A 23,845-nucleotide genomic window follows, 5' to 3' on the forward strand; every position below is an offset into this window, starting at 1 on the left:
TATCGTCCAGAACTGGAAATCCTGTCCAGCGACTGGGGAGGCGGTGCCGGTGGAGTCCGAGGACGAGCACCTGCTGGTGGAGGCCGAGAAGGTCGCCGTCGCGCTGGGGAAGATGTTCCCGGGGCTGTGCGAGGTCGTGCTGCATGATCTGCGGGACCCGGAGCACGCGATCCGGGTCATCGAGAACAACCTCTCCGGCCGCGCCCCCGGCGACCCCGCGACCGAGCTGGGACTGGCCCGGATCGCGGACCCCCGCTATCCGGACGTCGTACAGAACTATCCCAACCGCTTCCCCGACGGGCGCCCCGCCAAGAGCACCTCCATCGGCATCCGGAACGGCGCGGGCGAGTACATCGCGGCGCTCTGCCTCAACCTGGACGTCTCCGTGCTCTCCCCGGTCGCGCTGGCGCTCGCCAATCTGGTCGCCACCGGCACGGAACACGGCTCCGAGCCGTTGGAGACACTGCGGGACCGGCGCGCGCGGGAGCTGCGCGGGACCGTGGAGGAGCTGGCCGCGCGGCGCGGGGCCACCCCGAGATCGCTGGGCCGGGACGCCAAGCGCGAGCTGGTACGGCAGCTGCACGGCGAGGGCTGGTTCGACTCGCGGGACGCCGCCCGGACCATCGCCGGCCTGCTCGGGGTCTCCCGGGCGACCGTCTACAACTACACGAAGTAAGAGCCCACACCACTTACTGGGGGAACCGCCATGCCCGCCGAACCGCACCTCACCCTCGACGACGTCCGCGCGGCCGCCGCCCGCCTGGAGGGCGTCGCGCACCGGACCCCCGTCCTCACCTCGCGCACCCTGAACGCCCGCGTCGGGGCGGAGGTGTTCATCAAGTGCGAGAACTTCCAGCGGGTCGGCGCCTTCAAGTTCCGGGGGGCCTACAACGCCGCCGCCCAGCTGCCGCCGGACCAGCTCGCCAAGGGCATCGCCGCCTTCTCCTCCGGCAACCACGCCCAGGCCGTCGCGCTGGCCGCCCGGGAACTGGGCACCACCGCCGTCATCCTGATGCCCGAGGACGCGCCCCGCTCCAAGATGGAGGCCACCCTCGGCTACGGCGCGGAGGTCGTCACCTACGACCGCTACACCGAGGAGCGCGCGGCGCTCGGCGAGGGCCTGGCGAAGGACCGGGGGCTGGCCCTGATCCCGCCCTACGACCACCTCGACGTCATCGCCGGGCAGGGCACGGCCGCGCTCGAACTGCTGGAGGAGACCGGGGAGCTGGACGCGCTCGTGGTGCCGGTCGGCGGGGGCGGGCTCATCGCGGGCAGCTCGGTGGTGGCGAAGTCCCTGTACCCGGCGGTGCGGATGATCGGCGTCGAGCCGGAAGCGGGCGACGACACCAAGCGCTCGCTGGAGTCGGGGGAGCGCGTCACCATCCCGGTGCCCCGCTCCATCGCCGACGGGCAGGTGCTGCCGAGCCCCGGCGAGATCACCTTCGCGCTCAATCAGCGGCTGGTCGACGCCATCGCGCTGGTCAGCGACGAGGAGATCGTCGAGGCCATGCGGTTCGCCTTCGAGCGCCTGAGGATCGTCCTCGAACCGAGCGGAGCCACGCCGCTCGCCGCCCTGCTGTCCGGGCGGGTGGAGAACCTTCCGCCGCGGGTCGGCGTCATCGCCTCGGGCGGGAACATCGACACCCGGCGCTTCGCGGAACTCACCGCGGGCTGAACCGGGCACGGCCGCCGTGCCCCCGGCGTGCGGGGGCACGGCGAATGGCGGGGCGGATCAGACGGTGCCGCTCGCGGAGATCTCGACCTTGGCCTTCGGCGCGCCGCTGCCGCTGCCGAGGGACTCGACGCGGTCCACGACGTCCTGGCCCTCGACGACCTCGCCGAAGACGACGTGCTTGCCGTCCAGCCAGTTGGTGACGACCGTGGTCACGAAGAACTGCGAGCCGTTGGTGTTCGGGCCCGCGTTCGCCATGCTCAGCAGGTACGGCCGGTCGTGCTTGAGGTTGAAGTTCTCGTCGGGGAACTTCTCGCCGTAGATGCTCTTGCCGCCCGTGCCGTTGCGGTTGGTGAAGTCACCGCCCTGGAGCATGAACTGCGGGATGACCCGGTGGAACGGGGAACCGGCGTAGCCGAAGCCGTGCTCGCCGGTGGCCAGCTCGCGGAAGTTCTTGGCGGTCTTGGGCACGACGTCGTCGAAGAGGCGGAACACGATCCGGCCCGCCGGCTCGTCGTTGATGGTGATGTCGAAGTACACGTTGTCGCTCATGTAGATCAACCTACCGTCGCTCGGCCCCGGACGTTCGCCGGAGCGGGGCATGCCGGACCGGGTCGGGACGGCTCGTTCGGGTGCGCTCGGGGACAGATGTGCGCTCGCAAACAGCCTGTGACCCTGCCAACTGGGCCCATATCGCTTGACATTGCCCCGAACCCGGGCCTCCCGCGTACGCAAGGGCAAACCCTGCCCGGAGCTACCAGGTCACCGGCAGTGTTCTCGGACCGCGAATCAGCCCGTCCCGCTGGAACTCGACCTCCTCGGCCGGTACGGCGAGCCGCAGCTGAGGGAACTCCGTCATCACGGCCTCGATCAGCACCTCGGCCTCCATCCGCGCCATCAGCGCGGCCAGGCAGAAGTGCGGGCCGTGCCCGAAGGCGACATGCCCCGCGCCGGAGCGCTCGAAGTCCAGCAGATCCGGGGTGGGGAAGGCGGAGGGGTCGCGGTTGGCGGCGACGTAGGCGTTGTAGACCACGTCCCCCTTGTGGATCAGATGGCCGCCGATCCGGACGTCCTCGGTGGCGATCCGGGGGATGCCGACGCCGTTGCGGTGCGGGACGAACCGGAAGAGCTCCTCCACCGCCTTCGGCAGCAGCTCGGGCTCCCGGCGCAGCCGCTCGAACTGGTCCGGGTGGGTGAGCAGGGCGTACATCATGGAGCCGCTGTTGTTGCGCACCGCGTGTCCGCCGCTCACGTACACGGCCATGGCCAGCGAGATCGCCTCGTCCTCGGTGATCTCACCGCTCGCCGAGGCCGCCGCCAGCACTCCGGCGAGGTCCTCGCGGGGCTCGGTGCGGCGGCGCTCCAGCAGCGCGACCACCCGGCTCCGGGTGTCCTGGCGGGCGGCCTGGTTGCGCTCCTTGGCGTTCACCTTGGTCAGCAGCGCCTCCGAGTTGCCGGCCCAGTTGCGCCAGTCGTCCTCGTCGGCGCCCAGGAAGGCGCAGACCACCGCGATCGGGAACGGCGTGTACAGGTGCTCCATGAGATCGCCGGGCGCCCCCGCGCGCCGCATGCCCTGAAGCATCTCGCGGGCGGTGCGCTCGGCCAGCGGCCGCAGCCGGGCCATGCTCCTGGCGGTGAACGCCCGCGCCACCACCCGGCGCAGCACGGTGTGCCGGGGCGCGTCGATGTACTGGAGCCCGGCCGTCTGCGAGGCCACCGTCTGCGGCGCCATCGTCGTCACCGAGCGGCCCAGCAGCTCCGCGCGGGAGAAGCGGGGGTCGGAGGTGACGAAGCGGACGTCCTCGTAGCGGGTGACCAGCCACGCGTGCCCCTCCCCGTAGGGCAGGCGGATGCGGGTGACCGGCTCGTCACGCAGCAGCGAGTCGAGGAACGGGTCGGGGTCCAGTGCGGGCAGGTCCTCGACCAGCCAGGGCCGCACGGGCGGCGGAGGCGGCGAGGACGGGGGTACGGGCTCGACGGACGCGGAGTCGAAGGTCATGGCGGGTCCCTTCTCCAGCAGTGTCCGTCAGCCTTCCGCAGCCGCACGGGTCCCGCATGCGGGGTTCCGCCACATCAGCGGTCCCCCTGGCGCACCGGAGTGCATCAGGGGGACCGACGGGCCGAGAGGTCACCTGCGACGGGTCACCAGTAGTGCCGACGGCCGGCGACCGCGTGACCGGTGGCGCCGAGAACCCACAGGATGGCGCCGATCACGGCGAGAATGATGCCGATCGTCCACAGGATCGAGATCCCGGTGAGAAAACCGATGATGAGCAGAATGACACCGATGGCGAGCATGGTGTGCCTCCAGCCGTAGGAGAAGTACCTGTTCTCCTAGTGCCCCGATGCGGGGCACATTCTCACGCCGGAGCGGGAAACCTGTACATCCTTTCGAGCCGATCCGGACCGGCCCGCGTTTGTGCAGGTCAGCGGTGTGGCGGTGGATCGTCGGGGGAGGTCGGCAGGGCCAGATGACCGAGGTCACCGGGGGGCGCCGAGCGTACGGGCCACAGCGGGGCCGCCTGCCCGTCCGCGACCGCGGCGGGCGCGTCGGTCAGGTTCATCCGTTCGCGCAGCCGCCCGTAGAAGTCCATCGGGCCCAGCCGCACCGCCCGCAGCCGCCGGGGCGAGGCGTACACGCCGATCCAGTCGCCGGGGTTCAGCACCCCGCGCACCTGGCCGTCGATGCTGACGGCGGCCTGGCCGGAGCGCTCCAGCACCCGGAACGCGATGGGCTCGTCCGGCGCCGCCAGCACCGAGCGGTCGAACGTCATGTGCGGCGCGACCGGCGTGAACAGCAGCCCCTCCATCCGCGGCGAGACCACCGGCCCTCCGGCGGCGAAGCTGTACGCGGTCGACCCCGTCGGGGTGGCCACCAGCAGGGCGTCGGCGGAGTACGAGGCGAGGAGCTGGCCGGCGATGTACACGCCGACCGACACCTGCCGGTCCCGGGTCAGCTTCTCCAGGACCACGTCGTTGAGCGCGGCGACGTTCAGCGCCACGCCCCAGTCGTCGCCGACCGTGCACTCCCCGCGCACCCGGGGCGGCGGCAGCATCGGGCCGCGCCCGTAGCGCACCAGGTCCGCCATGTGCGGGGGGACGCCCAGCGGGCAGGAGGCGCGCATGGTGAGCAGCATCCGGCTCTCGACCTCGTACCGGCCCTCGTAGACCGCGTCCAGCGCGGCCCGTACGGCCGGGGCGGGCACCTCGGTGAGGAAGCCGACCCGGCCGAGGTCGACGCCGAGCACCAGGGCGTCGTTCTCGGCGGCCAGGCGGGCGCCGCGCAGGAAGGTGCCGTCGCCGCCCAGGGTGACGATGAGGTCCGGGTCGCCCGCGCTGTCGACCTCCTCGCGGGCGCTGTGCCGGGCGCCCTCCTGCCAGACGTCGATGTCGGAGCAGCCCACGTCGTGCCCGGCACACCACTCGCGCACCGCGTCCGCGGCAGCGACGGCGGCCGGGCGCCCGGCGTGCACGACCAGCCCGATACGGCTCACCGTCATCCCGACACCCGCCTCTCAGCCGACCCGCACGAGAGCCCCATCCTCACCGGGCGGCGGACACGCGCACGGCACGCCACGCCGCCGGGGTGTCACCCGGCGGTGCCGAAGTCCTGGGTCCAGTAGCTGCCGGGCTGCGCGAGGCCGACGCCGATCTCCTGGTACGAGCAGTTGAGGATGTTCTCCCGGTGGCCGGGGCTGTCCATCCAGCCGGCCATGACCTGCTCGGGCGTCGCGTAGCCGTAGGCGACGTTCTCGCCGTACGCGCTCCACCGGTAGCCGGCGGCGGTGATGCGCGAGCCTGGGTCGGAGCCGTCGGAGCCGGTGTGCGACATCGTGTTGTGCGCGGCCATGTCGGCGCTGTGGTCCTGCGCGGCCTTGGTCAGCGTGGAGTTGAGGTTGACCGGGGAGCAGCCGACCTTGGCGCGCTCGGCGTTGACCAGTTCCACGACGCGGGCCACGTCGCCGGAGGCGGTCGCGGCGGGCTGCGGGGTGCTCGGCGCGGCGGCGGTGGCGGTCGGCACGGGGCGGGTCGCGGTGGAGACCTGGCGCACGGTCGGGGTGGAAGCGGGCTTCGCGGAGGCCGACTTGACGGCGGCGGGCTTGGCGGAGGCCGGCTCGGCGGTCTCGGTGGGCCGGGCGGCCGCGGTGGCCTTCGCCGCCTGGGGGGCGTGCCGCGCGGTGCGGGTGGGCGCCGAGGCGGGCCGGTGCGCGGTGGGGGTGCTCGGGGAAGCGGAGGGGGTCGCGGGGGCGGTCTGCTTGCGCGGCTGGTGCGGCGCGTGACGGGGGCTCTGCTCCGTCTGCCAGGCGGTGGCCTCGGTCTGCCGGCCGGAATCGCCCTTCCAGTCGACGCAGGCCACGGCGGCGGTCGGTACGCCCACCGCGCCCACGGCGACGGCGGCTATGAGCACCCGCCGGTACTGCTGGTCCTTACGGTGCTTTCCCATGCGTGAAACCTCATTCGGTAGGCGCCGGGCGCCGCCGCGCGGCTTCCTCTTGCTGGAACCCGCCTCCCGAACAGCAAAAAGACGCCCTGCGAGTCGTCATTCTTAGGACGGTCACACAAGGCGTGCAAAGGGACGGTCGTACTACCGCGCTTCGTAGACCTGGGAGCCCCTTGCCAAGGTCACACAGGCGTGCCGACCCGGCGGCAGCGGCTCGCCGCGGCTGCTGCCGGGCCGTCAGAACCCCGCATGATTTGCGAAAGCGAGGTTTCGTGGTGAGTGGATCGACCGCTCCGGGAGACAGCGTGATCCAAATACCCGCCAAGACGGACAAAGCGTACTTGTCGTCACGGTTCGTCATCTACTAAGGGGCACCCGTAGGTCATCGGAGCCTGTGAGGGATGTCACGGAACCATCCCCTTGTCCGGCCGCTCGGGGCGGCGCGGCGGCTCAGCCCGACACGTCCATCCGCTGGGTCCCCACGACCGACAGCAGCCGCAGCGCCTCCTCCGAGGCGGAACCCGGCGTGGCGGTGTAGAGGATGAGCCGCTGGTCCCGGTCCGGGACGTGCAGGGCATCGCAGTTGACGGTGAGCGGGCCGACCACCGGGTGCTGGAAGGTCTTGGCCAGGGTCGGCAGCACGGACACGTCGTACACCTCCCAGAGCCGGGTGAACTCCTCGCTGCCCGCCAGGAGTTCGGCCACCAGGCCGGTCACCTCGGGGGAGTCGGGGTAGCGGGCGGAGGCCGCGCGCAGCCGCTGCGCCGAGTCGCGGGCGAACTCGGCCCCGTCCGAGACGCCGTACAACGCGCCCTGGCGGGAGTCGAGGAAGACGCGGCGGATCAGATTGCGGTCGCGGCGCGAGAGCGCGGAGAAGTCCTCCATTAGCGCCGCCGCGAGGTCGTTCCAGGCGAGCACCTCGCCGATCGCCGACGTGACGATGGCGGCCGTCCCCGGCAGCCGGGTCAGCAGGTCCAGGATGCTCTGCCGCACCTCGCGCGGCGGACCGGGCGGCGGGGCCGGCGGCGCCCCGGCCAGGTGGTGCAGATGGTCGCGCTCGGCGTCCGTCAGGCGCAGCGCCCTGACCAGCCCGGACAGCACTTCGCGGGACGGGCGCGGGCCGCGCGCCTGTTCCAGCCGGGTGTAGTACTCGGTGGAGATGAACGCCAGCTGCGCCACCTCCTCCCGCCGCAGCCCCGGCGTGCGACGGCGCGGCCCGGCGGGCAGCCCCACCTCGGCCGGCCTGATCCGCTCGCGCCTGTCCCGCAGGAATGCCGCCAGTTCGTCCCTGTCCACGGGGCCCAGTGTGCGCCGGTCCGGATGCGTCAGCCAGGTACCGCCTGTGCCTGGATGCGCGGGGCCGGACGGCGCAGGCTCGACGGTATGAACCCCACAGCGACAGATACTTCCGCCACCGCCGGACTGCTCCCCGGCAAGGTCGCCTTCGTCACCGGCGCCGGACGCGGCATCGGCGCCGCCGCGGCCCGCCTCTTCGCCCGCGAGGGGGCGCGTGTCGTGCTCGCCGCCCGCAGCGAGGACCAGCTCAAGGCGGTCACCGAGGAGATCCGCGCCGAGGGCGGCACCGCCGCCTACGTGGTCTGCGACCTGGCCGACGGGGACGCGGTGCGCGCGGCCGTCGACCGTGTCGTACAGCTCCACGGACGCCTCGACATCGCCTTCAACAACGGGGCCGCCAACCAGGCGCCCGGCCCGCTGGACGAGCTGTCCGAGGACGAGTTCGACCGGCTCTACACCGTCAACCTCAAGGGGCAGTGGCTCGCCATGAACGCCGAGGTCGCGGCCATCCGGGCCACCTCGGGCAGCGGGGCGATCGTCAACAACTCCTCCGTCGGCAGCCTGCGCGGCAACGCCGAACTGCCGGGCTACGGCGCGATGAAGCGGGCCCTGAACAGCATCACCGAGTCGGCCGCCGTCACGTACGGCCCGGAGGGCATCCGCGTCAACGCCATCGCGCCCGGCAACACGGCCACCGCGATGATGCGCTCCTGGGAGGAGAAGTCGCCCGGCCTCCAGGACCGGCTCCAGGCGAACACCCCGCTGCGGCGGGACGCCCGGCCCGAGGAGATCGCGGAAGCGGCCGCCTGGCTGCTGAGCGACCGCGCCTCCTTCGTCACCGGCGCGGTCCTCCGGGTGGACGGCGGCGCCCTCACCTGAACCGCAGGCGGGGCGCCGTGATCGTGGACGGGGTGCGGGTCAGACCTTGCGCCACCGGGCGTTGCACCAGGAGAAGGCGCCGAACGCGACCAGGCCCACCGCGATGAGCGCCAGCAGCCAGGGCCCGGCGGGCAGGTCGCGGAACGACCGCAGGGTGTCGTCCATGCCCTTGGCCTTGCCCGGCTCGTGCTGGACGGCCGCGATCAGGGCGAACACCCCGGCCACGGCGAAGACCACACCGCGCGCCGAGCCGCCGCCCACGCCCAGGACGTCGACGACCTTCCGTACGGTGGGGGACATCTCGCCGGTGCGCAGATGCTTGCGGAACTTCCGCATCACCGCCCGCGTCGCGATGTACACGCCCGCTCCGATCACCACGAGCCCGGCGGCACCGACGATCCACTGGCCGCCGGGCCACTTCAGCGCCATGGCCGTCACGTCCTCGCTCCGCTTGTCCGAGGAGCCGCCGCCGCTGCTCTTCTCCCCGGCGGCGTAGGACAGCACCGAATAGGAGACAAAGGCGTAGAACACCGCGCGTGCGGCGGACATGGCCCGCTTGGACGCCTTGTCGCCGTCCGGCCCGGCGCTGCCGACCACCGCCTCCGACAGCCGCCACAGCGCCATGCCGACGAGGGCGATGCCGACCACCCACAGCATGGCGGCGCCGAACGGCTTCTCCGCCAGCTCGGCCAACGCGCCGCCCCGGTCGGCCTGCTTCTTGCCGCCGCCACCGCCCAGGGCTATCTGAAGGGCGATGACGCCCACGAGCAGGTAGATCAGTCCACGGGCGAAGAAGCCCGCCTTCGCCGCCGCGGTCATCACCGGGCTGTCGGCCGCTCGCCGGGCCTGCCCCCGACCGCGCTGTGCCAGAACGCTTGAGTCCATGACACACCCGATGCCCCGGCGTGTCCGCGTCACGCCCGACCGGCACAGACATGCCAAGGTGAGGTGTGACCGACTCCGGCGAAGACCCCTCCCGGCGGCGCCCGCGCCCCGGCTACCTCGCCGCGGCGGGCGTCTTCGCCGTGGGCATGATGGGCACCACCCTGCCCACCCCGCTGTACGGGCTGTACCGGGAGCGGATCGGGTTCTCCGAGCTGATCGTGACCGTGGTGTTCGCGGTCTACGCGGTCGGTGTCATCGTCGCCCTGCTGCTCGCCGGCGGCGCCTCCGACGTGCTCGGACGGCGTCCGGTACTGGTCGTCGCGCTGGTGCTGTCGGCGCTCAGCGCTTTGTGCTTCCTGCTGGAGGGCGGGCTGCCGCTGCTGTACCTCGGCCGGGTGCTGTCCGGGTTCTCGGCGGGGCTGTTCAGCGGCACCGGTACGGCCGCCGTCCTCGACCTCGCGCCACCCGAGCGCCGGGGGCGGGCCGCGCTCGCGGCGACGGCGGCCAACATGGGCGGACTCGGGCTCGGGCCGCTGGTCTCCGGGCTGCTCGCCCAGTACGCGCCCCGGCCGCTGATCCTGCCCTTCCTCGTCCACCTCTGCCTGCTCGCCGTCGCGCTCGTCGTCACCCTGCTGCTCACCGAGACCGTCCACCACGAAGGAGGCCGGCCCCCGCTCAGGCCACAGGGGATGCGGGTGCCGCCCGAGGTGCGCGGGGTGTTCGGGCCCTGCGCGCTGGCCGCGTTCGCAGGGTTCTCCCTGCTCGGCCTGTTCACCGCCGTCGCGCCCGCCTTCCTCACCGAGACCCTCGGCGAGCACAACCTCGCGGTGACCGGCGCCGTCGTCTTCAGCGTCTTCTGCGCCTCCACCGGCGGCCAGCTCCTCATGGGCCGCATCGGCGCCCGCGCCGCCCTCCCCTGGGGCTGCGCCGTCCTCGCCGCCGGCCTGATCCTGGTCGGCGCCTCCCTGCTGGTGGAGTCCCTCCCGCTCCTGCTCGTCGGCGCCCTCACCGGCGGCGCGGGCCAGGGCATGGCCTTCCGCGCGGGCCTCACCGCCGTGGGCGCGGCGGCTCCCGAGGAACACCGGGGCGCCACCATCTCCGCCTTCTTCGTCGTCGCCTACCTCGGCATCTCGCTGCCGGTCGTCGGCGTGGGCGCGCTGACGGTGGGGCTGGGAGTACGCGGGGCGGCCATGGTCTTCACGGCCTGCGCCATCGTGCTGGTGGTGGCGGTGGGGACGCGGGTGCGGCTGCATCCGCCGCGCACGCCGTGAACCGGCCCCTCAGAGGGTGACCTCCGGGTACGTCTCGACGTAACTCTCCTCGCCCGCGCCGAAGTACGTGCAGGTGCGGGCGGTCAGGTCCACGTCGTACCGGACCACGCCCGCCTGCCAGCAGCCCCGGACGAACTCCGGGAAGGCGGTCTCGCCCGCCTGGTCGGCGCGGAGCGCGGCGATCAGGGCCGCACGGTCGAAGGGCGGTATGTCGGACATGCCGGTGAACAGGGGCTCGCCCTGGACGGCCACGGGACCGGCCTCGGTGAGGTACAGCGTCGCGTTCGACGGCACGGTCATCGCGCAGCGGGTCACTCCCGCCTGGCGGAGCGCCTCGGCGAGGTAGGGGAAGCCGCCCACCTTGGGACGGACCTCGGCGGCACGGGTCATGGCGGCCTCAAGGGTGGGGATCGCGGGGGTGGACATGGGGAAGCCTCCTGCCGTGGACTGTGCGGCTGATGTCAATACGTTGTCATTATGAAAACATGTTGTCAATCAGAGTCATGGCAAGCTGCCGTACTGGCAGCGCGTTGTCATGCGGGAGGCGTGGATGCGGGACGAGGCAGCCCTACTGGTCGCCGATGTGTACGAGGCGGCGGGGGCCCTGCGGCGGCTGGGGGAGCGGACCGCCGGCACCGAGGGGCTCACCCAGGCGCGCTGGCAGGTGATGAGCGCGGTGTCCGAGGACGGGCTGACCGTGCCCCAGGTGGCCCGGCGGCTCGGGGTGAGCAGGCAGAACGTGCAGCGCGTCGCCAACGACCTCGTCCAGCTCGGCCTCGCCGCCTTCACCGCGAACCCGGACCACCGGGGCTCGCCCCTGCTCGGGCTCACCGAGAGCGGTGGGGTCGCCCTCGGCCGCCTCACCGAACGGGCCGAGGCGACCCACCGGGACCTCTTCGGGGACATCCCCGAGGACGAGATCAGGGCGACCCGGACCGCCCTGCGCCGGCTGCTCGCCGCGCTCGACCGGCACGAGGACGGCTGACCGGGTCAGCTCGGGGTGCGCACCGTCGTCGTCACCCTGACCTGGCACGGCGTGCGCGGAGTCGAGCCGAAGCCGAAGCGGACTGGTGGGTCCACCGGGGCGAGGGGGCCCAGGTCGCGGCCCTCGTAGGTGGCCGTCGCCGCCGTGAGCCGGTGCAGGTCGCGGGCGCCGTACCACTCGTAGCGGCCGTTCCCGGCGGAGCCCCGGGTGCGGAGGCCCATCAGCAGGCGGGCCACCGGGTCGGTCAGGGCGGCGAAGGCGGGCCGGGAGGTGACCGGGGACGCCAGCCGGAGCAAGGTGCCCAGGGCGCCCCGGCGGCCGACGGTGAAGCAGAGGTCGAGCAGCGCGGCGGATGTCACCGTCCAGCGGTTCCCGGCGATCCGCACCCCCACGGGGACGACCCGCACCTCGTCGAAGGCGTACGTCCCCGCGATGAAGTCGGCCACCTCACGGGTCGGCGCCAGCAGGGTGCGATGGCCGTCGGCCCGCTCCAGCATGACGTCGCTGAAGGGGCCGAAGGGGGTGTCGGGCCAGTGGCCCAGGACCAGGCGGGTTCCGGAGGCCGTGCCGATACCGGTGATCCAGCCGTCGAAGCGGAGGTCCACGGAGTCGCGCGCGGGGGGCATCACGGGCAACGGATGCCCCTGGCGGTCAGCGGTGAAACGGATCAGACGCCCGATGGGGTGGCCCTCGACAGGATCTCGGCGGCGACCGGCAGCGCCTCGGCCCGGTCCTCCAGGACCAGGCCGATGCGGGTGCGGCGGTCCAGGAGGTCGGACGGGTCGAGGGCGCCCTCGTGGCGGGCGGCCCAGAGGAGTTCCGCGCGGGTGACCGGATGGCCGGGGAGTACCGGCTCGGCGAGCGCGGGGTCCCGCTCGGCCAGGGCCAGGACGGCCGGGGCCTCGGTGCCGTAGCGGCGGACCAGGCGGGCGGGGGCGGGCAGGTCGCGCAGCCGCTCCGGGGCGGCCGCGCCGACCAGCGGGAGCGCGGCGGTGGGGGACGGGGCCGAGGTGAGACCGCACGCGTCCACCGCGTCCTGCGCCATCCGCCGGTACGTCGTGAGCTTGCCGCCGACCACGGTGACCACCCCGTCCGCCGAGGTCAGCACCGCGTGCCGGCGCGAGATGTCCGAGGTGCGGGCCGCGTCCGGGGAACCCGGCACCGAGGTGTCCAGCAGCGGACGCAGCCCGGCGAACGCGCCGTCCACCTCGTCCCGGCGCACCGGCGTGTCCAGCACGGAGCCCAGTACGTCCAGCAGGAAGCCGATGTCCGTCTCCGGTACCTCGGGCACGTCGGGCACCGCGCCCTCGACCGGCTCGTCGGTGAGGCCCACATAGGTGCGGCCGTCGCCCTGCGGGAGCACCAGCACGAAGCGGTTGGTCTCGCCGGGCACCGGTATGTGCAGGCCCGCCGGGAGCGCGCCGAGCCGCTCGGAGCGCAGCACGAGATGGGTGCCGCGCGAGGGCCGTACGCGGAGACCGTCGACCAGGCCGCCGGCCCACACGCCGGTCGCGTTGACGACGGCACGCGCCCTGATCTCCCCTTCCTCGCCGGTGAGTTCGTCCCGGAAGCGGGCTCCGGTGGGGCCGAGCGACAGGGCGCGGACGCGGGTGAGGACGCGCGCGCCGTGCGCGGCGGCGGTGCGGGCCAGGGCGGTGACCAGGCGGGCGTCGTCGGTCACCTTGCCGTCCCAGGACAGCAGGCCGCCGCGCAGCCCGGCCGCGCGCACCGAGGGCGCCAGATGCCGCGCCTCCGCCGCCGACAGCCGGCGCGGCACCGGCAGCACCTGGCGCGGAGTACTGGCGGCCATCCGCAGCATGTCCCCGGCCCGGAACCCCGCCCACGCCAGCGACGCCTGCGCCCGGGAGACCAGCGGGGTCAGCGGCAGCACGAAGGGCTGCGCGGCCACCAGATGCGGTGCCGTACGGGTCATCAGCACCCCCCGCTCGACCGCGCTCTCGTGCGCCACGTCGAACTGCCCGGCCGCCAGATAGCGCAGTCCCCCGTGGATCAGCTTGGAACTCCAGCGGGAGGTGCCGAAGGCCAGGTCGTGGGCGTCGATCGCGACCACGTCCAGACCGCGCGCCGCCGCGTCCAGGGCGACGCCCGCCCCCGTCGCGCCGAGGCCCACCACCAGCAGGTCGGCCGTGCCGCCCCCGGCCGCCGTGGCCAGCTCGCGGGTGCGGCGGGCGGCGTCGAGCGACGAACCCGGTGCCGCCGTACGGTCGGCGCGGTCGCGGTTGCTCATGGGGTGAGGGTCCTCTCCAGAAGGGTGCGCAGCTCGCCCAGGAAGGCGGTCGCGTCCAGCTCGGCGTCGTCCTCGTCGGTCATGGTGCGCAGCGACAGCGCGAAGGACTGCACCAGCAACAGCACGGCGCGGGCCTGGCGTTCGGGGTGCGTCACGCGCACCGAGCCGTCCGCGTGGCCCTCGCGCAGGGCGTCGGTCAGGAGTGTGAGCAGAGCCTCCTGGGTGGCGCCGCGCCGGTCGAGGACGTAGGGGAGCAGCAGCTCGGGGTCGACGTCCAGGATCTTGTGGAACAGGGGGTGGTCCCGGAACTCGGTGACGCCCGCGACCAGTCCGGTCACGATCCGGGCGCGGGTGTGCGGGCCCTCGGACGCGTCGGGCATCGCGCGGGTGGCCACGGCGAGCCACTCGCGAGTCATCAAGTCGCCGACCAGCGTGCCCAGATCGGGCCAGCGCCGGTACAGGGTCATCCGGGAGACCCCGGCGCGGCGGGCCACGTCGGCGAGCGTGGTGCGGCGGACACCTACGGCCAGGACGCAGTCGCGCACCGCGTCGAGCACGGTGTCGGCGTCCGAACGGTTGTGACGGATGGACGTCATGTGTAACAGTGTAACGCCCCGGCGGCCGGGGTGAGATGGCGCCGCACACACCGAACCGACTGGGTGAGGACGACCGTTCGATGGACATGCTGTGGAACGGCTGGGGCGACCCGGCGAAGGCGGCCCCCCTGCCCGAAGCGGTGGCCGGGCTCCTGCACGACCTGCTCGGCGTCCGCCCGAGCCCCTCGACTCCCGTCGCGCTGAACGGCCTTGAGCTGCCCGAGCCCACGCTCACCCCGGCCGCCCTCAAGGACCTCGCCGACGCGGTGGGCGGCGCGGACCACGTCCGCACCGACACCGGGAGCCGCGTCCGGCACACCCGGGGCAAGTCCACGCCCGACCTGCTGCGCATCCGCGCGGGCGATCTCACCGACGTACCGCAGGCCGTCGTCCTGCCCGCCTCCCACGAGGAGGTGCTCGCCGTGCTGCGGGCCTGCGCCGCGCACAGGGTGGCGGTCGTGCCGTTCGGCGGCGGCACCAGCGTCGTCGGCGGACTCGCCCCCGAGCGGCGGGAGTTCATCGCGCTCGACCTGCGCCGGATGGACGCCCTGCTCGACCTCGACCCCGTCTCCCGCACCGCGGTCCTCCAGCCCGGCCTGCGCGGCCCACAGGCCGAAGCCCTGCTCGCCGCACGGGGGTTCACCCTCGGCCACTTCCCGCAGTCCTTCGAGTGGGCCACGGTCGGGGGCTTCGCCGCCGCCCGCTCCAGCGGCCAGGCGTCCGCCGGGTACGGCCGGTTCGACGAGATGGTCCTCGGCCTCACCCTCGCCACCCCCGAGGGCACCATCGAGACCGGCCGGGCCCCGCGCTCCGCCGCCGGACCCGACCTGCGCCAGCTGATCCTGGGCTCCGAGGGCGCGTTCGGCGTCATCACCTCCGTCACCGTCCGGGTACGGCCGCAGCCCGAGCAACGCCTCTACGAGGGCTGGCGGTTCGCCTCCTTCGCCGAGGGCGCCACCGCGCTGCGCAGGCTCGCCCAGGACGGACCCCGGCCCACCGTGCTCCGGCTCTCCGACGAGACCGAGACCCTGGTCGGCCTCGCCCAGCCCGACGCCATCGGCGCCGCCCTCGCCGACGGCGGCACCGGCTGCCTCGCCGTCACCGGCTACGAGGGCACCGTGGCCGACACCGCCCGGCGCCGCGAGGAGGCGGCCGCCGTGCTGCGGGAGTGCGGCGGCACCCTCGTCGGCGCCGAACCCGGCGAACGCTGGGCCGAGGGCCGCTACGCGGCGCCCTACCTGCGCGACGCCCTCCTCGACGCCGGCGCCTTCGCCGAGACCCTGGAGACCGCCGCGTTCTGGTCCCGGATACCCGAGCTGTACACCGCCGTACGCACCGCCCTCACCGACACCCTGACCGGCGCCGGCACCCCGCCCCTGGTCATGTGCCACATCTCCCACGTGTACGAGAACGGCGCCTCGCTCTACTTCACCGTCGTCAGCGCCCAGGGCGCGGACCCCGTCGCCCACTGGACCCCCGCCAAGCACGCGGCCAACGAGGCCGTGCTCGCGGCGGGCGGCACCATCTCCCACCACCACGGCGTCGGCACCGACCACCGCGACTGGTACGTCCGCGAGGCCGGACCCCTCGCCGTCGGCGCGCTGCGCGCCGTCAAGGACCGCCTCGACCCCGCCGGGCTGCTCAGCCCCGGCGTCCTGCTCCCCACCGACTGACCGCGCCCGGAGGCACACCGATGCGAGAGTTCACCGCCGTGGTCAACCCGACCGCGGGCGCCTCCACCGGGGCCGCCACGCTGCTCCAGGTGGCCCGGCACCTCCGCGAGGCCGGCGCCGGCCTGGAGACCGAGTACAGCCACAGCCTCGCCCACGCCCGTGAGACCGCCCTGCGCGCCGGGGAGAACGGCCGCGTCGTCCTCGCCGTCGGCGGCGACGGCATGGCCGGCGGCATCGGGGGAGCGCTCAGCGGTACCGGCGCCGTGCTCGGGCTCGTACCCGCCGGACGCGGCAACGACTTCGCCCGCGCCCTCGGCCTGCCCGCCGACCCCGCCGCCCTCGCCGAGATCCTGCTGCACGCCGAGCCCCGGCGCGTCGACACCATCGAGGTCGAGTCCGCCGTCCACCCCCGCACCGTCGTCCTCGGCAGCGTCTACGCCGGGGTCGACGCCCTCGCCAACCGGTACGCCAACCAGTCCCGGCTGCTGCGCGGCGCCGCCTCCTACTACGCGGGCGGCCTGCGCGCCGTGGCCGGCTGGCGCACCGCCGACTACCGGATCACCCTCGACGGCGAGGAACAGCACCACCGCGGCTACACCGTCGTCGCCGCCAACTCCCCCTACTACGGCTTCGGCCGCGCCATCGCCCCCGCCGCCGAACTCGACGACGGCCTCCTCGACATCGTGCTGATACGCGAGGCCCCGCGCCGCCTGTTCTTCACCCTGATGAACGAGCTGAAGACCGGCGCCCACCTCCGCCGCCCCGAGGTACGCGTCCTGCGCGGCCGGGAACTGCGCGTCGAGGCCGACCGGCCCGTACCGTACGGAGCCGACGGCGAGGTGGAGGCCGTCCTCCCCGTCACCGTCCGGGTCCGCCCCCGGGACCTGGCCGTGCTCGCCCCCTGATCCGGCCCCGACGGCACGAAGCGGTAACGTCTGGCAACCGCGCCCGTGTCGACAAGGTCTGGACCGGCATGAAGATCTCTTTCCTGCTCCACAACGCGTATGCGATCGGAGGGACGATCACCACCACCTTCAACCTGGCCGGAGCGCTCGCCGAACGGCACGACGTGGAGATCGTGTCCGTACTCCGCAGCCGCGAACGCCCCCCGCTCACCCTGGACCCCCGTGTCCGGCTGCGCCCCCTGGTGGACCTGCGCGAGGAGCAGGACCACCCGGCGCACCGCGAACCCGCACGGGTCTTCCCGGCCGCCGAGGGACGCCACCACGAGTACAGCAGGCTGACCGACGAGCGGATCGCCGCCCACCTCACCGGCACCGACGCCGAGGTCGTCATTGGCACCCGCCCCGGCCTCAACGTGCACCTCGCCCGCCAGGCACCCGGCCGGATCCTGCGCGTCGGCCAGGAACACCTCACCTGGGACCACCACTCCCGCCGGCTGCGCACCGTACTGCGCCGCGCCTACCGCGGCCTCGACCTGATCACCACCGTCACCGACGCCGACGCCCGCGCCTACCGGCACGGCACCTGGCTGCCCGGGGTCCGGATCGAGGCGTTGCCCAACAGCGTCCCCGACCCCGAACTCCCGCCCGCCGACGGCGACTCCCGGCTGATCGTCGCCGCCGGCAGGCTCGTCCCGATGAAGGACTACGACACCCTGATCCGCGCCTTCGCGCACGTCGCCGCCGCCCACCCCGACTGGCGGCTGCGCGTCTACGGCAGAGGCGAGGAACGCGACCGGCTGCGCGCCCTCATCCAGCGACTGGGCCTCAGCGACCACGCCTACCTGATGGGCGCCGCCGTGCCCATGGAGTCCGAGTGGGTCAAGGCGTCCATCGCCACCGCCTCCTCCACCTTCGAACCCTTCGGCATGACCATCGTCGAGGCGATGCGCTGCGGGCTGCCCGTCGTCAGCACCGACTGCGCCCACGGGCCTCGCGAGATCATCCAGGACGGCGTCGACGGACGCCTCGTGCCGGTCGGCGACCCGGACGCCTTCGGCGCCGCCCTGCTGGAACTCGTCCGCGACGACGAACGGCGCCGCACCATGGGCAAGTCCGCCCTGGAGAACGCCCGCCGCTACGCCCCCGAGGTCGTGGTGGCCCGCGCCGAGCACCTGCTCGCCGACGCGCTCGCCGCCAAGCGGGCGGGACGACGGCCGCCCGGCGAACCCGGTGCCGGGCGCCGCAGGCTGACGGCCGCCGGGCAGAGCGCCCACGACCTCGCCCACACCGCCGCCGCCCGTGCGGTGCGCACCGTGCGGGGGTGGCGCCGATGAACGCCGTGATCCGCGCGACCTGCGTGGCGGACGCCGACGGCCGCCTCACCTTCGCCCTCCCGCTCCCCGCCCCGGACTCCGCGCACCTGCTCCTGAAGGCCAGGCCCCGCAAGGGCGTCCCCGACCCCGCCGTACGCAGGCTCCCGCTGGAAGCCTCCGGCGATGGGCGGTCCCTCGCCGTGCTGGAGGCGCGGCCCCCGCTGCAGGAGGGCCGCTGGGACGCCTTCCTGGAGCGCGAACCGGACGCCGAGCCACAGCAGTTGACCTCCGGCCCGCTGGACCTGCGGGTCCTCGTCGACGGCGCCCGCGTCGACCGGCCGTCCCCGGTGGCGGTCCGCGTCCCGTACCGGGCGATGGACGGCTTCCTCGCCGTACGCGCCTGGCTGCGCCCCGCGCACGCGGAGGCCGGGCCGGTCGAGGTCGGCGACACGGCCACCACCGTCACCGCCCGACTGCACGGCACCGCGCTGGGCGAGGACGCCGTCGTACGGCTGCGCGGGCGGCGCAGCCGCGAGGAGCGCGTCCTGAGCCCGAACGCCGACGCGGACGGCCGGGGTTTCCGGTTCAGCGTCGACCACGCGGACCTCACCGGCGTGGACGTCCGCTACTGGGACGTCCACGTCCTGCCCGCCCCCGACGCGGCCCCCGTCCGGGTGGGCCGCGTCCTGGACGACGTCGCGGACCGCAAGCACTCCTTCGTGTACGCGGCCGCGCCCGGGGGCGGTCAACTCGTCCGCCCCTACTACACGGTCGACAACGACCTCTCCTTCGAGGTCACCGACCCCGGCTGAGCTACGGCAGGGTCCGGCACAGCAGAGCCGCCGGACCCTGCCGGGCGCCGAGCCGGGTGGTGAAGGCGATCCCGGCCGCGTACTCGTTCACCGCGCACTGTCCCTTGTACGCACCCTCGGCGAACTCGCCGCCCGCGCCGTCGGCGGGGCGGTTGTCGGAGCGGTCGAACCACACGGTCCGCCCGCCGCCCGCCAGCGCGGAGCGCCCCGGTGCGCACAGCGCCGACGACACCCGCTCGCCGCGCAGGCCGTAGCCGATCAGGAACGCACCGGACGGGCACTGCAGCTTGGTGTAGCCGGAGGCCCAGTCGCCGCCGGAGACGAAGCGCTCGTCCTTGACGACGCTCTGCGCGCCGTCCGCCGCGCGCAGACCGGGCGCCCCCGCGTCCGTGCACAGCCCGCGCCCGCCCGTGTGGCTCAGCCCGGCCAGCCGCAGCCCGTCCGGGCAGGCCGCCTTGTACGCGCCCGAGTCCCAGTCGCCGGTTCCGCGCACCCGCAGCGACTCCACCGCGTCCCCGTGGTCGGTGTCGAGCATCTTCCAGACGGCGGCCGCCGGCACGGACCCCGTCTTCCCCGGAGTGTCCATCAGGTGCCGCCAGACCGGGGCCCGCCAGTCGCCGGAGTCGAGGAGCCCGGAGCGGCGGCCGCCCTCGTCGTAGCGGAGCAGCGCCCAGTCGTCGTGCCCGTCGAAGCCGACCAGCGGCCAGTACGCGAAGTCGGCGTCGTGGTCGGTGAAGTAGTCCGTGACGTTGCCGAACCAGGCGCGGGTCGCCGGGTTGGTCTCCCCGGCACCGGCGCCGAACTCGCTGATCCACACCGGCGCGGTGTAGTGGCGGCCCGACTCCTCCACGTAGAACGCCTCGTCGGTGAGCGCCGCGTTCAACTCGTCGCGGGACAGGTCCTGGTAGCGGGCGTCGTGCGTCTCGCCGATACCAGTGGCGCCGCTGTGCCGGGGGCCGGTGTAGCCGTAGAAGTGGGCCGAGTAGACCAGCTTGTGGGAGTCCACCAGGGTGTGCGAGAGGGTGCGGGCCGGGGTCAACTGGGGGCGCCCGTGCGGGAGTCCGTCGACCGGGATGCCGGTCCAGTTGATGCCCTCGATCACGATGAGCAGCCGGGGGTTGGCCTCGGTGAGGATGCGGTCGCCGGCCGTCTGGGCCGCCGCGTACCAGTCGTGGGCGTCGCCCAGGCCCCAGTTGGGATCGTCCAGGATGTCCCGGCGGACCTCGTTGTACAGGTCGGCGCCGACCACGCCGGGCACGGAGGCGTAGCGGCGGGCCATGAACACCCAGTCGTCCGCCCACTGCCCGGTCGACTGGCTGCTGTTCCAGCGCTCGTTGCCGTCGATGCCGCAGCACCAGCGGGAGGTGTTGGTGTGGTTGTTCAGGATCACGGCGAACCCGGCCTGGCTGAGCGCGTCCACGACCGCGTCGTACACCTGGAGCGGGGTCTTGCCGCGCAGCTGCGGGTTGGCGGTGACCGCCGCGTCCGGGACGGGTGTCGTGCGGTGCACCAGCTCGTTGGAGAAGGGCAGCCGGATGGTGTTGACGCCCAGCTCCCGGAAGTCGGAGAGCAGCCGGGCGATCGGCACCCGGTCCAGGCCGAGCGGGATGTCGTGCGCGTTCTGGCCCGCGTGGTGGCTGGCCGGGTCGTCCACGTCGCCGCTGCCGTTGTAGGAACCCTGTGCTCCGTCCCAGTTGGCGGCCTTCAGCCGGAAGCGGTTGCCCCGGCTGTCCACGATGTACCGGCCCTGCGTCGACAGCGGGGCCGACCAGTCGGCGGCGGCCCGGGTGGCGGCCTGCGCGGCCGGGGCCGGTGTGGGCACCGGTGCGGCATGGGCCGTGATGGTCATGCTGGAGGCGAGCAGCAGCCCGGCGGCGGTGGCGGCCAGGCGCAGGGAACGGGGAGCGGTCGGCATGGAGGCGGCCCTCGGCTGTGATGGGGGGTGGGAGCGCGGAATGCGTGGAGCGCAGTGTCCACCACGGCACAGCCGTCACGGAAGGCACCGGGCAGCCGATCGCGTCACACCCGTTCACACCCCAACTCTCATACGTGGACAGCGAGTTCGGCCCAGATCGTCTTGCCCCGGTGCTCCCGCCGGGTGCCCCAGCGCTCGGTGAGCTGGGAGGTGATCGTCAGCCCGCGTCCGTGCTCGTCGTCGTCATCGGCCTGCCGCAGCTGCGGGGCGGTGCTGCTGTCGTCGGTGACCTCGATGATCAGGGCCCGGTCACGGACCAGCCGCAGCCGGACCGGCCCGTCGGAGTAGCGGACCGCGTTGGTGACCAGCTCGCTGACCACCAGGGTCGCGGTGAACGCCAGGTCCGCCAGATGCCAGTGCCCCAGCCGCTCGTCGGTGCGCTCGCGGGCCAGCGAGACCGCCTGCGGCTCGTTCGGCAGCGACCAGGAGGCCACCTTGTCGGCGCCCAGGGTGAGCGTACGGGCGACCAGCAGGACCCCGTCGTCGGCCGGATGGTGCGGCGCCAGATCGTGCAGCAGGGCGTCGCAGATCTGCGGCAGGGGGCAGTCCCGAGGCTGCAACGCGCTTTCGAGCCGGGTCAGTTGATCCGCCGAGTCGGGGCTCGCGTCGCGCAGCAGCACCGGGTTGCACAGCACCATCAGCGTGCCCTCGGGCGCGTCGAAGTGCCCGGCGCGGTAGCGGGGCGCGCCCCGGCCCAGCGCCGGGCCGACCGGCACCTGCGCGAAGGTCACCGGTTCGTCGGGCCGGGCCACGGCCGGCGGCGGATGGCCCGCGCTGGCCACCGTGCACCGGCGCGCCACCGGGTCGTAGACCGCGTACAGACACGAGGTGCCCGCGCGCAGACTGTCCAGGGACTCGTCCGGGTGCCGCGACTCCTCCGCGTCCAGCCGGCCCACCAGATCGTGCAGCCGCTCCAGCAGCTCCTCGGGCGGCAGGTCCAGCGAGGCCAGCGCGCCGATCGCGGCCCGCAGACCGCCCATCGTGACGGCGGCCCGGATGCCCCGCGTCGGCGGCTCCCCGACCACCAGCGCCACCCGCGCCCCGGACAGCGGGATGATGTCGAACCAGTCCCCGCTGGTGCTGCTCGGCAGATAGCTGTGCGCGGTGGCCACCGCGCTGTGCCCCGGAACGTGCGCGGGCCGCAGACTGAGCTGGAGGATACGGGCCACCGAACGCTCCCGCGTGTACAGCCGGGCGTTGTCCAGGCACAGCGCGGTGTGCCGGGTCAGCTCGGTGGCCAGGCGCAGGTCGTCCTCGGTGAACGGCGCGGTGCCCCGGCCCCGGTAGAACCGCGCCAGGCCCAGCACCCCGCCCCGCGCGGCCAGCGGCACCGCCATCTTGGAGTGCGCGCCGTTCGCCTGCGCGACCTCCTGCCCGCAGTTCCCGGCCGGCGCCCTGTCGTGCTCGGTGATCAGCACCGGGCGCCCCTCGGTCAGCACCTCCTTGTACTGCGAGGTGAGACCGGGCTCCATCACACAGCCGACCTCCACCGCCCGGTGCCCGTTCGCCGCCCGCACCGACCGGAACCCGGCACAGCGCAGCAGCAGATCCCGGCCCAGCGACTCCACCGCCGGAACGTCGCCCCGCAGTACCGCGTCCAGTACGTCCACCACGATGGTGTCGGCCAGGTCCGGCACCCCGATGTCGGCGAGTTCCTGCGCGGTGCGCACCGTGTCCAGGCTGGTGCCGATCCGGGCGCTCGCCTCCCGCAGCACGCCCAGCCGCACCTGCGCCCGGTGCCTCTCGGTGGCGTCCACCACGCTGAGCGCCACCCCGGGCAGTCCGCCGTCCGCGTCCCGCAGCCGGAACGCGGACAGCGCCAGCACCCGGTCCGGCGTGCCCGGCGAGGCCCCGCCCGCCACCTCCACGTCCCGCCGGGGCTCCCCGGTGGCCAGCACCCCGCGCAGCATCGTCTCCACCGGCTCCTGGTGCAGACCGGCCGCCCAGTGCTTCAGCGGCTGCCCCAGCGCGCCGCCCAGCGGCAGGGGGCCGAAGTCGCCGGCCGCGTCGTTGAAGCCCACCAGCCGCAGCGTGCCGTCGAGCACGTACAGCGGGTGCGGCGAGTCGGCGAACAGTGCGTCGAGCACGGCCCTGTCCAGGTCACGGCCTCGGTCCGGGGCCCGGTTGTGCGATGAGTCCACCCCTCCAGACTGCGCCGCGAGCCCCGTCGTGTCGTGCCGACCGGACTCCGCCCACCGGCCGTCCGCACCGTTCGTGCGCCACGGTCATCTGTGCCAAGCTCGACACATGACTCCCGCGAACACGACCGGCGACGAAGGCACCACGCTGTACTACGGCGACCTGTCCGCGCCGCATGTGCTCCAGGTCTTCCTGGAGATGCGCGACCGTGCCTCCGCCCGGATGGCGAAGGCGCTCCTGGACACCATCCAGAAGGGCGCCGACGACGGAAAGTACGCGGTGAAGTTCCACTTCGCCGGGACGATGGACGACACCGTGGGCGGCAACGGCGACCAGAAGGCGCTCGGCGCGCTCGCCGCCGCGAGCGACGAGGGACAGAAGCAGTTCATCGCCTACCTCGGCGCCCTCTTCGACCACCAGCCCTTCCCACCCGCCGAGGACAAGTTCTCCCAAGGCTCGGTGCTGCTGTCGGTCGCCGGTGACGTGGACGGCCTGCGCTCGGACGGCTTCGACCGCAAGATCTCCGACGACACCTATCTGACCTGGGCGGGGGAGTCCATCTCCACCTTCGAGACCTTCGGCCTGCCCGGCACCCCGGCCGTCTGGTTCGACCAGGAGAACATCCCGGTCACCACGGTCGAGGGCGAAGTGGACACCGACCCGCAGAAGTTCCTCGCCGCGATCAGGACGTCCTGACTCCGCCGGGTGCACCGCCCGGCCGCTGGGTAGGGAACGACCGTCCGGCCGTCGGGCCG

Annotated in this window: 23 protein-coding genes; 10 read left to right on the forward strand and 13 right to left on the reverse strand. The window is 73.7% G+C overall.

Annotation, left to right across the window (positions count from 1 at the left end):
* The first annotated feature begins 49 nt into the window (after positions 1-49).
* Positions 50-676 carry a helix-turn-helix transcriptional regulator gene (locus tag D0Z67_RS28190; RefSeq protein ID WP_199812127.1) on the forward strand — a complete coding sequence of 209 codons (627 nt, stop codon included), beginning with the start codon at positions 50-52 and terminating at the stop codon, positions 674-676.
* A 30-nt stretch (positions 677-706) separates the two neighbouring features.
* The gene (locus D0Z67_RS28195; RefSeq protein WP_031179427.1) at positions 707-1,675 is read left to right on the forward strand and encodes a threo-3-hydroxy-L-aspartate ammonia-lyase; all 969 of its coding nucleotides are present in this window, start codon (positions 707-709) and stop codon (positions 1,673-1,675) included.
* A 57-nt stretch (positions 1,676-1,732) separates the two neighbouring features.
* Here D0Z67_RS28195 and D0Z67_RS28200 read toward each other — a convergent pair whose 3' ends face one another.
* The 6 genes from D0Z67_RS28200 to D0Z67_RS28220 all read right to left on the reverse strand — a co-directional run bounded on the left by D0Z67_RS28200 (position 1,733) and on the right by D0Z67_RS28220 (position 7,409).
* A complete protein-coding gene (locus D0Z67_RS28200) occupies positions 1,733-2,224 on the reverse strand; it encodes a peptidylprolyl isomerase (RefSeq protein ID WP_031179428.1) in 492 nt (163 codons plus the stop codon).
* Positions 2,225-2,426: 202 nt separating this feature from the next.
* The gene (locus tag D0Z67_RS28205) at positions 2,427-3,671 is read right to left on the reverse strand and encodes a cytochrome P450 (protein ID WP_031179429.1); all 1,245 of its coding nucleotides are present in this window, start codon (positions 3,669-3,671) and stop codon (positions 2,427-2,429) included.
* A gap of 143 nt (positions 3,672-3,814) precedes the next feature.
* Positions 3,815-3,970 (reverse strand): DUF6131 family protein, encoded by a 156-nt coding sequence (locus tag D0Z67_RS29820; RefSeq protein ID WP_165507363.1) that lies wholly within the window; start codon positions 3,968-3,970, stop codon positions 3,815-3,817.
* Between the two features lie 128 nt (positions 3,971-4,098).
* A complete protein-coding gene (locus tag D0Z67_RS28210; RefSeq protein WP_031179430.1) occupies positions 4,099-5,172 on the reverse strand; it encodes an NAD(+)/NADH kinase in 1,074 nt (357 codons plus the stop codon).
* Positions 5,173-5,261: 89 nt separating this feature from the next.
* Entirely contained in the window at positions 5,262-6,116 is an 855-nt protein-coding gene (locus tag D0Z67_RS28215; RefSeq protein WP_031179431.1) for a CAP domain-containing protein, read from the reverse strand.
* Positions 6,117-6,563: 447 nt separating this feature from the next.
* A complete protein-coding gene (locus D0Z67_RS28220; RefSeq protein WP_031179432.1) occupies positions 6,564-7,409 on the reverse strand; it encodes a helix-turn-helix transcriptional regulator in 846 nt (281 codons plus the stop codon).
* An 87-nt stretch (positions 7,410-7,496) separates the two neighbouring features.
* Between D0Z67_RS28220 and D0Z67_RS28225 the strand changes: the two genes are divergently transcribed.
* Positions 7,497-8,288 (forward strand): SDR family NAD(P)-dependent oxidoreductase, encoded by a 792-nt coding sequence (locus D0Z67_RS28225; protein WP_031179433.1) that lies wholly within the window; start codon positions 7,497-7,499, stop codon positions 8,286-8,288.
* Between the two features lie 39 nt (positions 8,289-8,327).
* Here D0Z67_RS28225 and D0Z67_RS28230 read toward each other — a convergent pair whose 3' ends face one another.
* Positions 8,328-9,173 (reverse strand): DUF1206 domain-containing protein, encoded by an 846-nt coding sequence (locus D0Z67_RS28230; RefSeq protein ID WP_199812128.1) that lies wholly within the window; start codon positions 9,171-9,173, stop codon positions 8,328-8,330.
* Between the two features lie 65 nt (positions 9,174-9,238).
* Here D0Z67_RS28230 and D0Z67_RS28235 point away from each other — a divergent pair, with 65 nt between their 5' ends.
* Positions 9,239-10,444: an MFS transporter gene (locus D0Z67_RS28235; RefSeq protein ID WP_031179435.1), complete on the forward strand. Its 1,206-nt coding sequence runs from the start codon at positions 9,239-9,241 to the stop codon at positions 10,442-10,444.
* A gap of 9 nt (positions 10,445-10,453) precedes the next feature.
* On the opposite strand, the gene D0Z67_RS28240 is transcribed toward D0Z67_RS28235, so the two are convergent.
* The gene (locus tag D0Z67_RS28240; protein ID WP_031179436.1) at positions 10,454-10,870 is read right to left on the reverse strand and encodes a DUF1398 family protein; all 417 of its coding nucleotides are present in this window, start codon (positions 10,868-10,870) and stop codon (positions 10,454-10,456) included.
* Positions 10,871-10,994: 124 nt separating this feature from the next.
* On the opposite strand from D0Z67_RS28240, the gene D0Z67_RS28245 reads away from it, so the two are divergent.
* Entirely contained in the window at positions 10,995-11,429 is a 435-nt protein-coding gene (locus D0Z67_RS28245) for a MarR family winged helix-turn-helix transcriptional regulator (RefSeq protein WP_031179437.1), read from the forward strand.
* 5 nt (positions 11,430-11,434) lie between these two features.
* Here the strand turns inward: D0Z67_RS28245 and D0Z67_RS28250 are convergent, their stop codons facing one another.
* Genes D0Z67_RS28250 through D0Z67_RS28260 form a run of 3 tightly spaced genes read right to left on the reverse strand, consistent with a single transcriptional unit; the run spans position 11,435 to position 14,273 of the window.
* Positions 11,435-12,055 carry a hypothetical protein gene (locus tag D0Z67_RS28250; RefSeq protein ID WP_031179438.1) on the reverse strand — a complete coding sequence of 207 codons (621 nt, stop codon included), beginning with the start codon at positions 12,053-12,055 and terminating at the stop codon, positions 11,435-11,437.
* A 41-nt stretch (positions 12,056-12,096) separates the two neighbouring features.
* Positions 12,097-13,677 (reverse strand): glycerol-3-phosphate dehydrogenase/oxidase, encoded by a 1,581-nt coding sequence (locus D0Z67_RS28255; protein ID WP_031179439.1) that lies wholly within the window; start codon positions 13,675-13,677, stop codon positions 12,097-12,099.
* Entirely contained in the window at positions 13,674-14,273 is a 600-nt protein-coding gene (locus tag D0Z67_RS28260) for a TetR/AcrR family transcriptional regulator (RefSeq protein ID WP_031179440.1), read from the reverse strand. Before D0Z67_RS28260 ends, D0Z67_RS28255 begins: the two co-directional genes overlap by 4 nt.
* Positions 14,274-14,353: 80 nt before the next feature.
* On the opposite strand from D0Z67_RS28260, the gene D0Z67_RS28265 reads away from it, so the two are divergent.
* From D0Z67_RS28265 to D0Z67_RS28280, 4 genes are all read left to right on the forward strand, one after another.
* A complete protein-coding gene (locus D0Z67_RS28265) occupies positions 14,354-15,946 on the forward strand; it encodes an FAD-binding oxidoreductase (protein ID WP_031179441.1) in 1,593 nt (530 codons plus the stop codon).
* A 20-nt stretch (positions 15,947-15,966) separates the two neighbouring features.
* Positions 15,967-16,851, forward strand: a complete 885-nt coding sequence (locus D0Z67_RS28270; RefSeq protein ID WP_031179442.1) for a diacylglycerol kinase family protein — start codon at positions 15,967-15,969, stop codon at positions 16,849-16,851.
* Between the two features lie 68 nt (positions 16,852-16,919).
* Positions 16,920-18,185, forward strand: coding sequence for a glycosyltransferase family 4 protein (locus D0Z67_RS28275; protein WP_031179443.1), 1,266 nt, complete (start codon positions 16,920-16,922; stop codon positions 18,183-18,185).
* On the forward strand, positions 18,182-18,976 hold the full coding sequence (locus tag D0Z67_RS28280) for a hypothetical protein (protein WP_031179444.1): 795 nt from the start codon (positions 18,182-18,184) through the stop codon (positions 18,974-18,976). The genes D0Z67_RS28275 and D0Z67_RS28280 overlap by 4 nt, the downstream gene beginning before the upstream one ends.
* Before the next feature lies 1 nt (position 18,977).
* Here D0Z67_RS28280 and D0Z67_RS28285 read toward each other — a convergent pair whose 3' ends face one another.
* Together D0Z67_RS28285 and D0Z67_RS28290 are read right to left on the reverse strand one after the other, a co-directional pair.
* Positions 18,978-20,891: a glycoside hydrolase family 5 protein gene (locus D0Z67_RS28285; RefSeq protein ID WP_031179445.1), complete on the reverse strand. Its 1,914-nt coding sequence runs from the start codon at positions 20,889-20,891 to the stop codon at positions 18,978-18,980.
* Positions 20,892-21,019: 128 nt separating this feature from the next.
* A complete protein-coding gene (locus D0Z67_RS28290; protein ID WP_037774325.1) occupies positions 21,020-23,038 on the reverse strand; it encodes a SpoIIE family protein phosphatase in 2,019 nt (672 codons plus the stop codon).
* Positions 23,039-23,198: 160 nt separating this feature from the next.
* On the opposite strand from D0Z67_RS28290, the gene D0Z67_RS28295 reads away from it, so the two are divergent.
* Positions 23,199-23,786, forward strand: a complete 588-nt coding sequence (locus tag D0Z67_RS28295) for a DsbA family protein (RefSeq protein WP_031179447.1) — start codon at positions 23,199-23,201, stop codon at positions 23,784-23,786.
* The last annotated feature ends 59 nt before the right edge of the window (positions 23,787-23,845 follow it).

The organism is Streptomyces seoulensis (assembly GCF_004328625.1).
GTDB lineage: Bacteria > Actinomycetota > Actinomycetes > Streptomycetales > Streptomycetaceae > Streptomyces > Streptomyces seoulensis.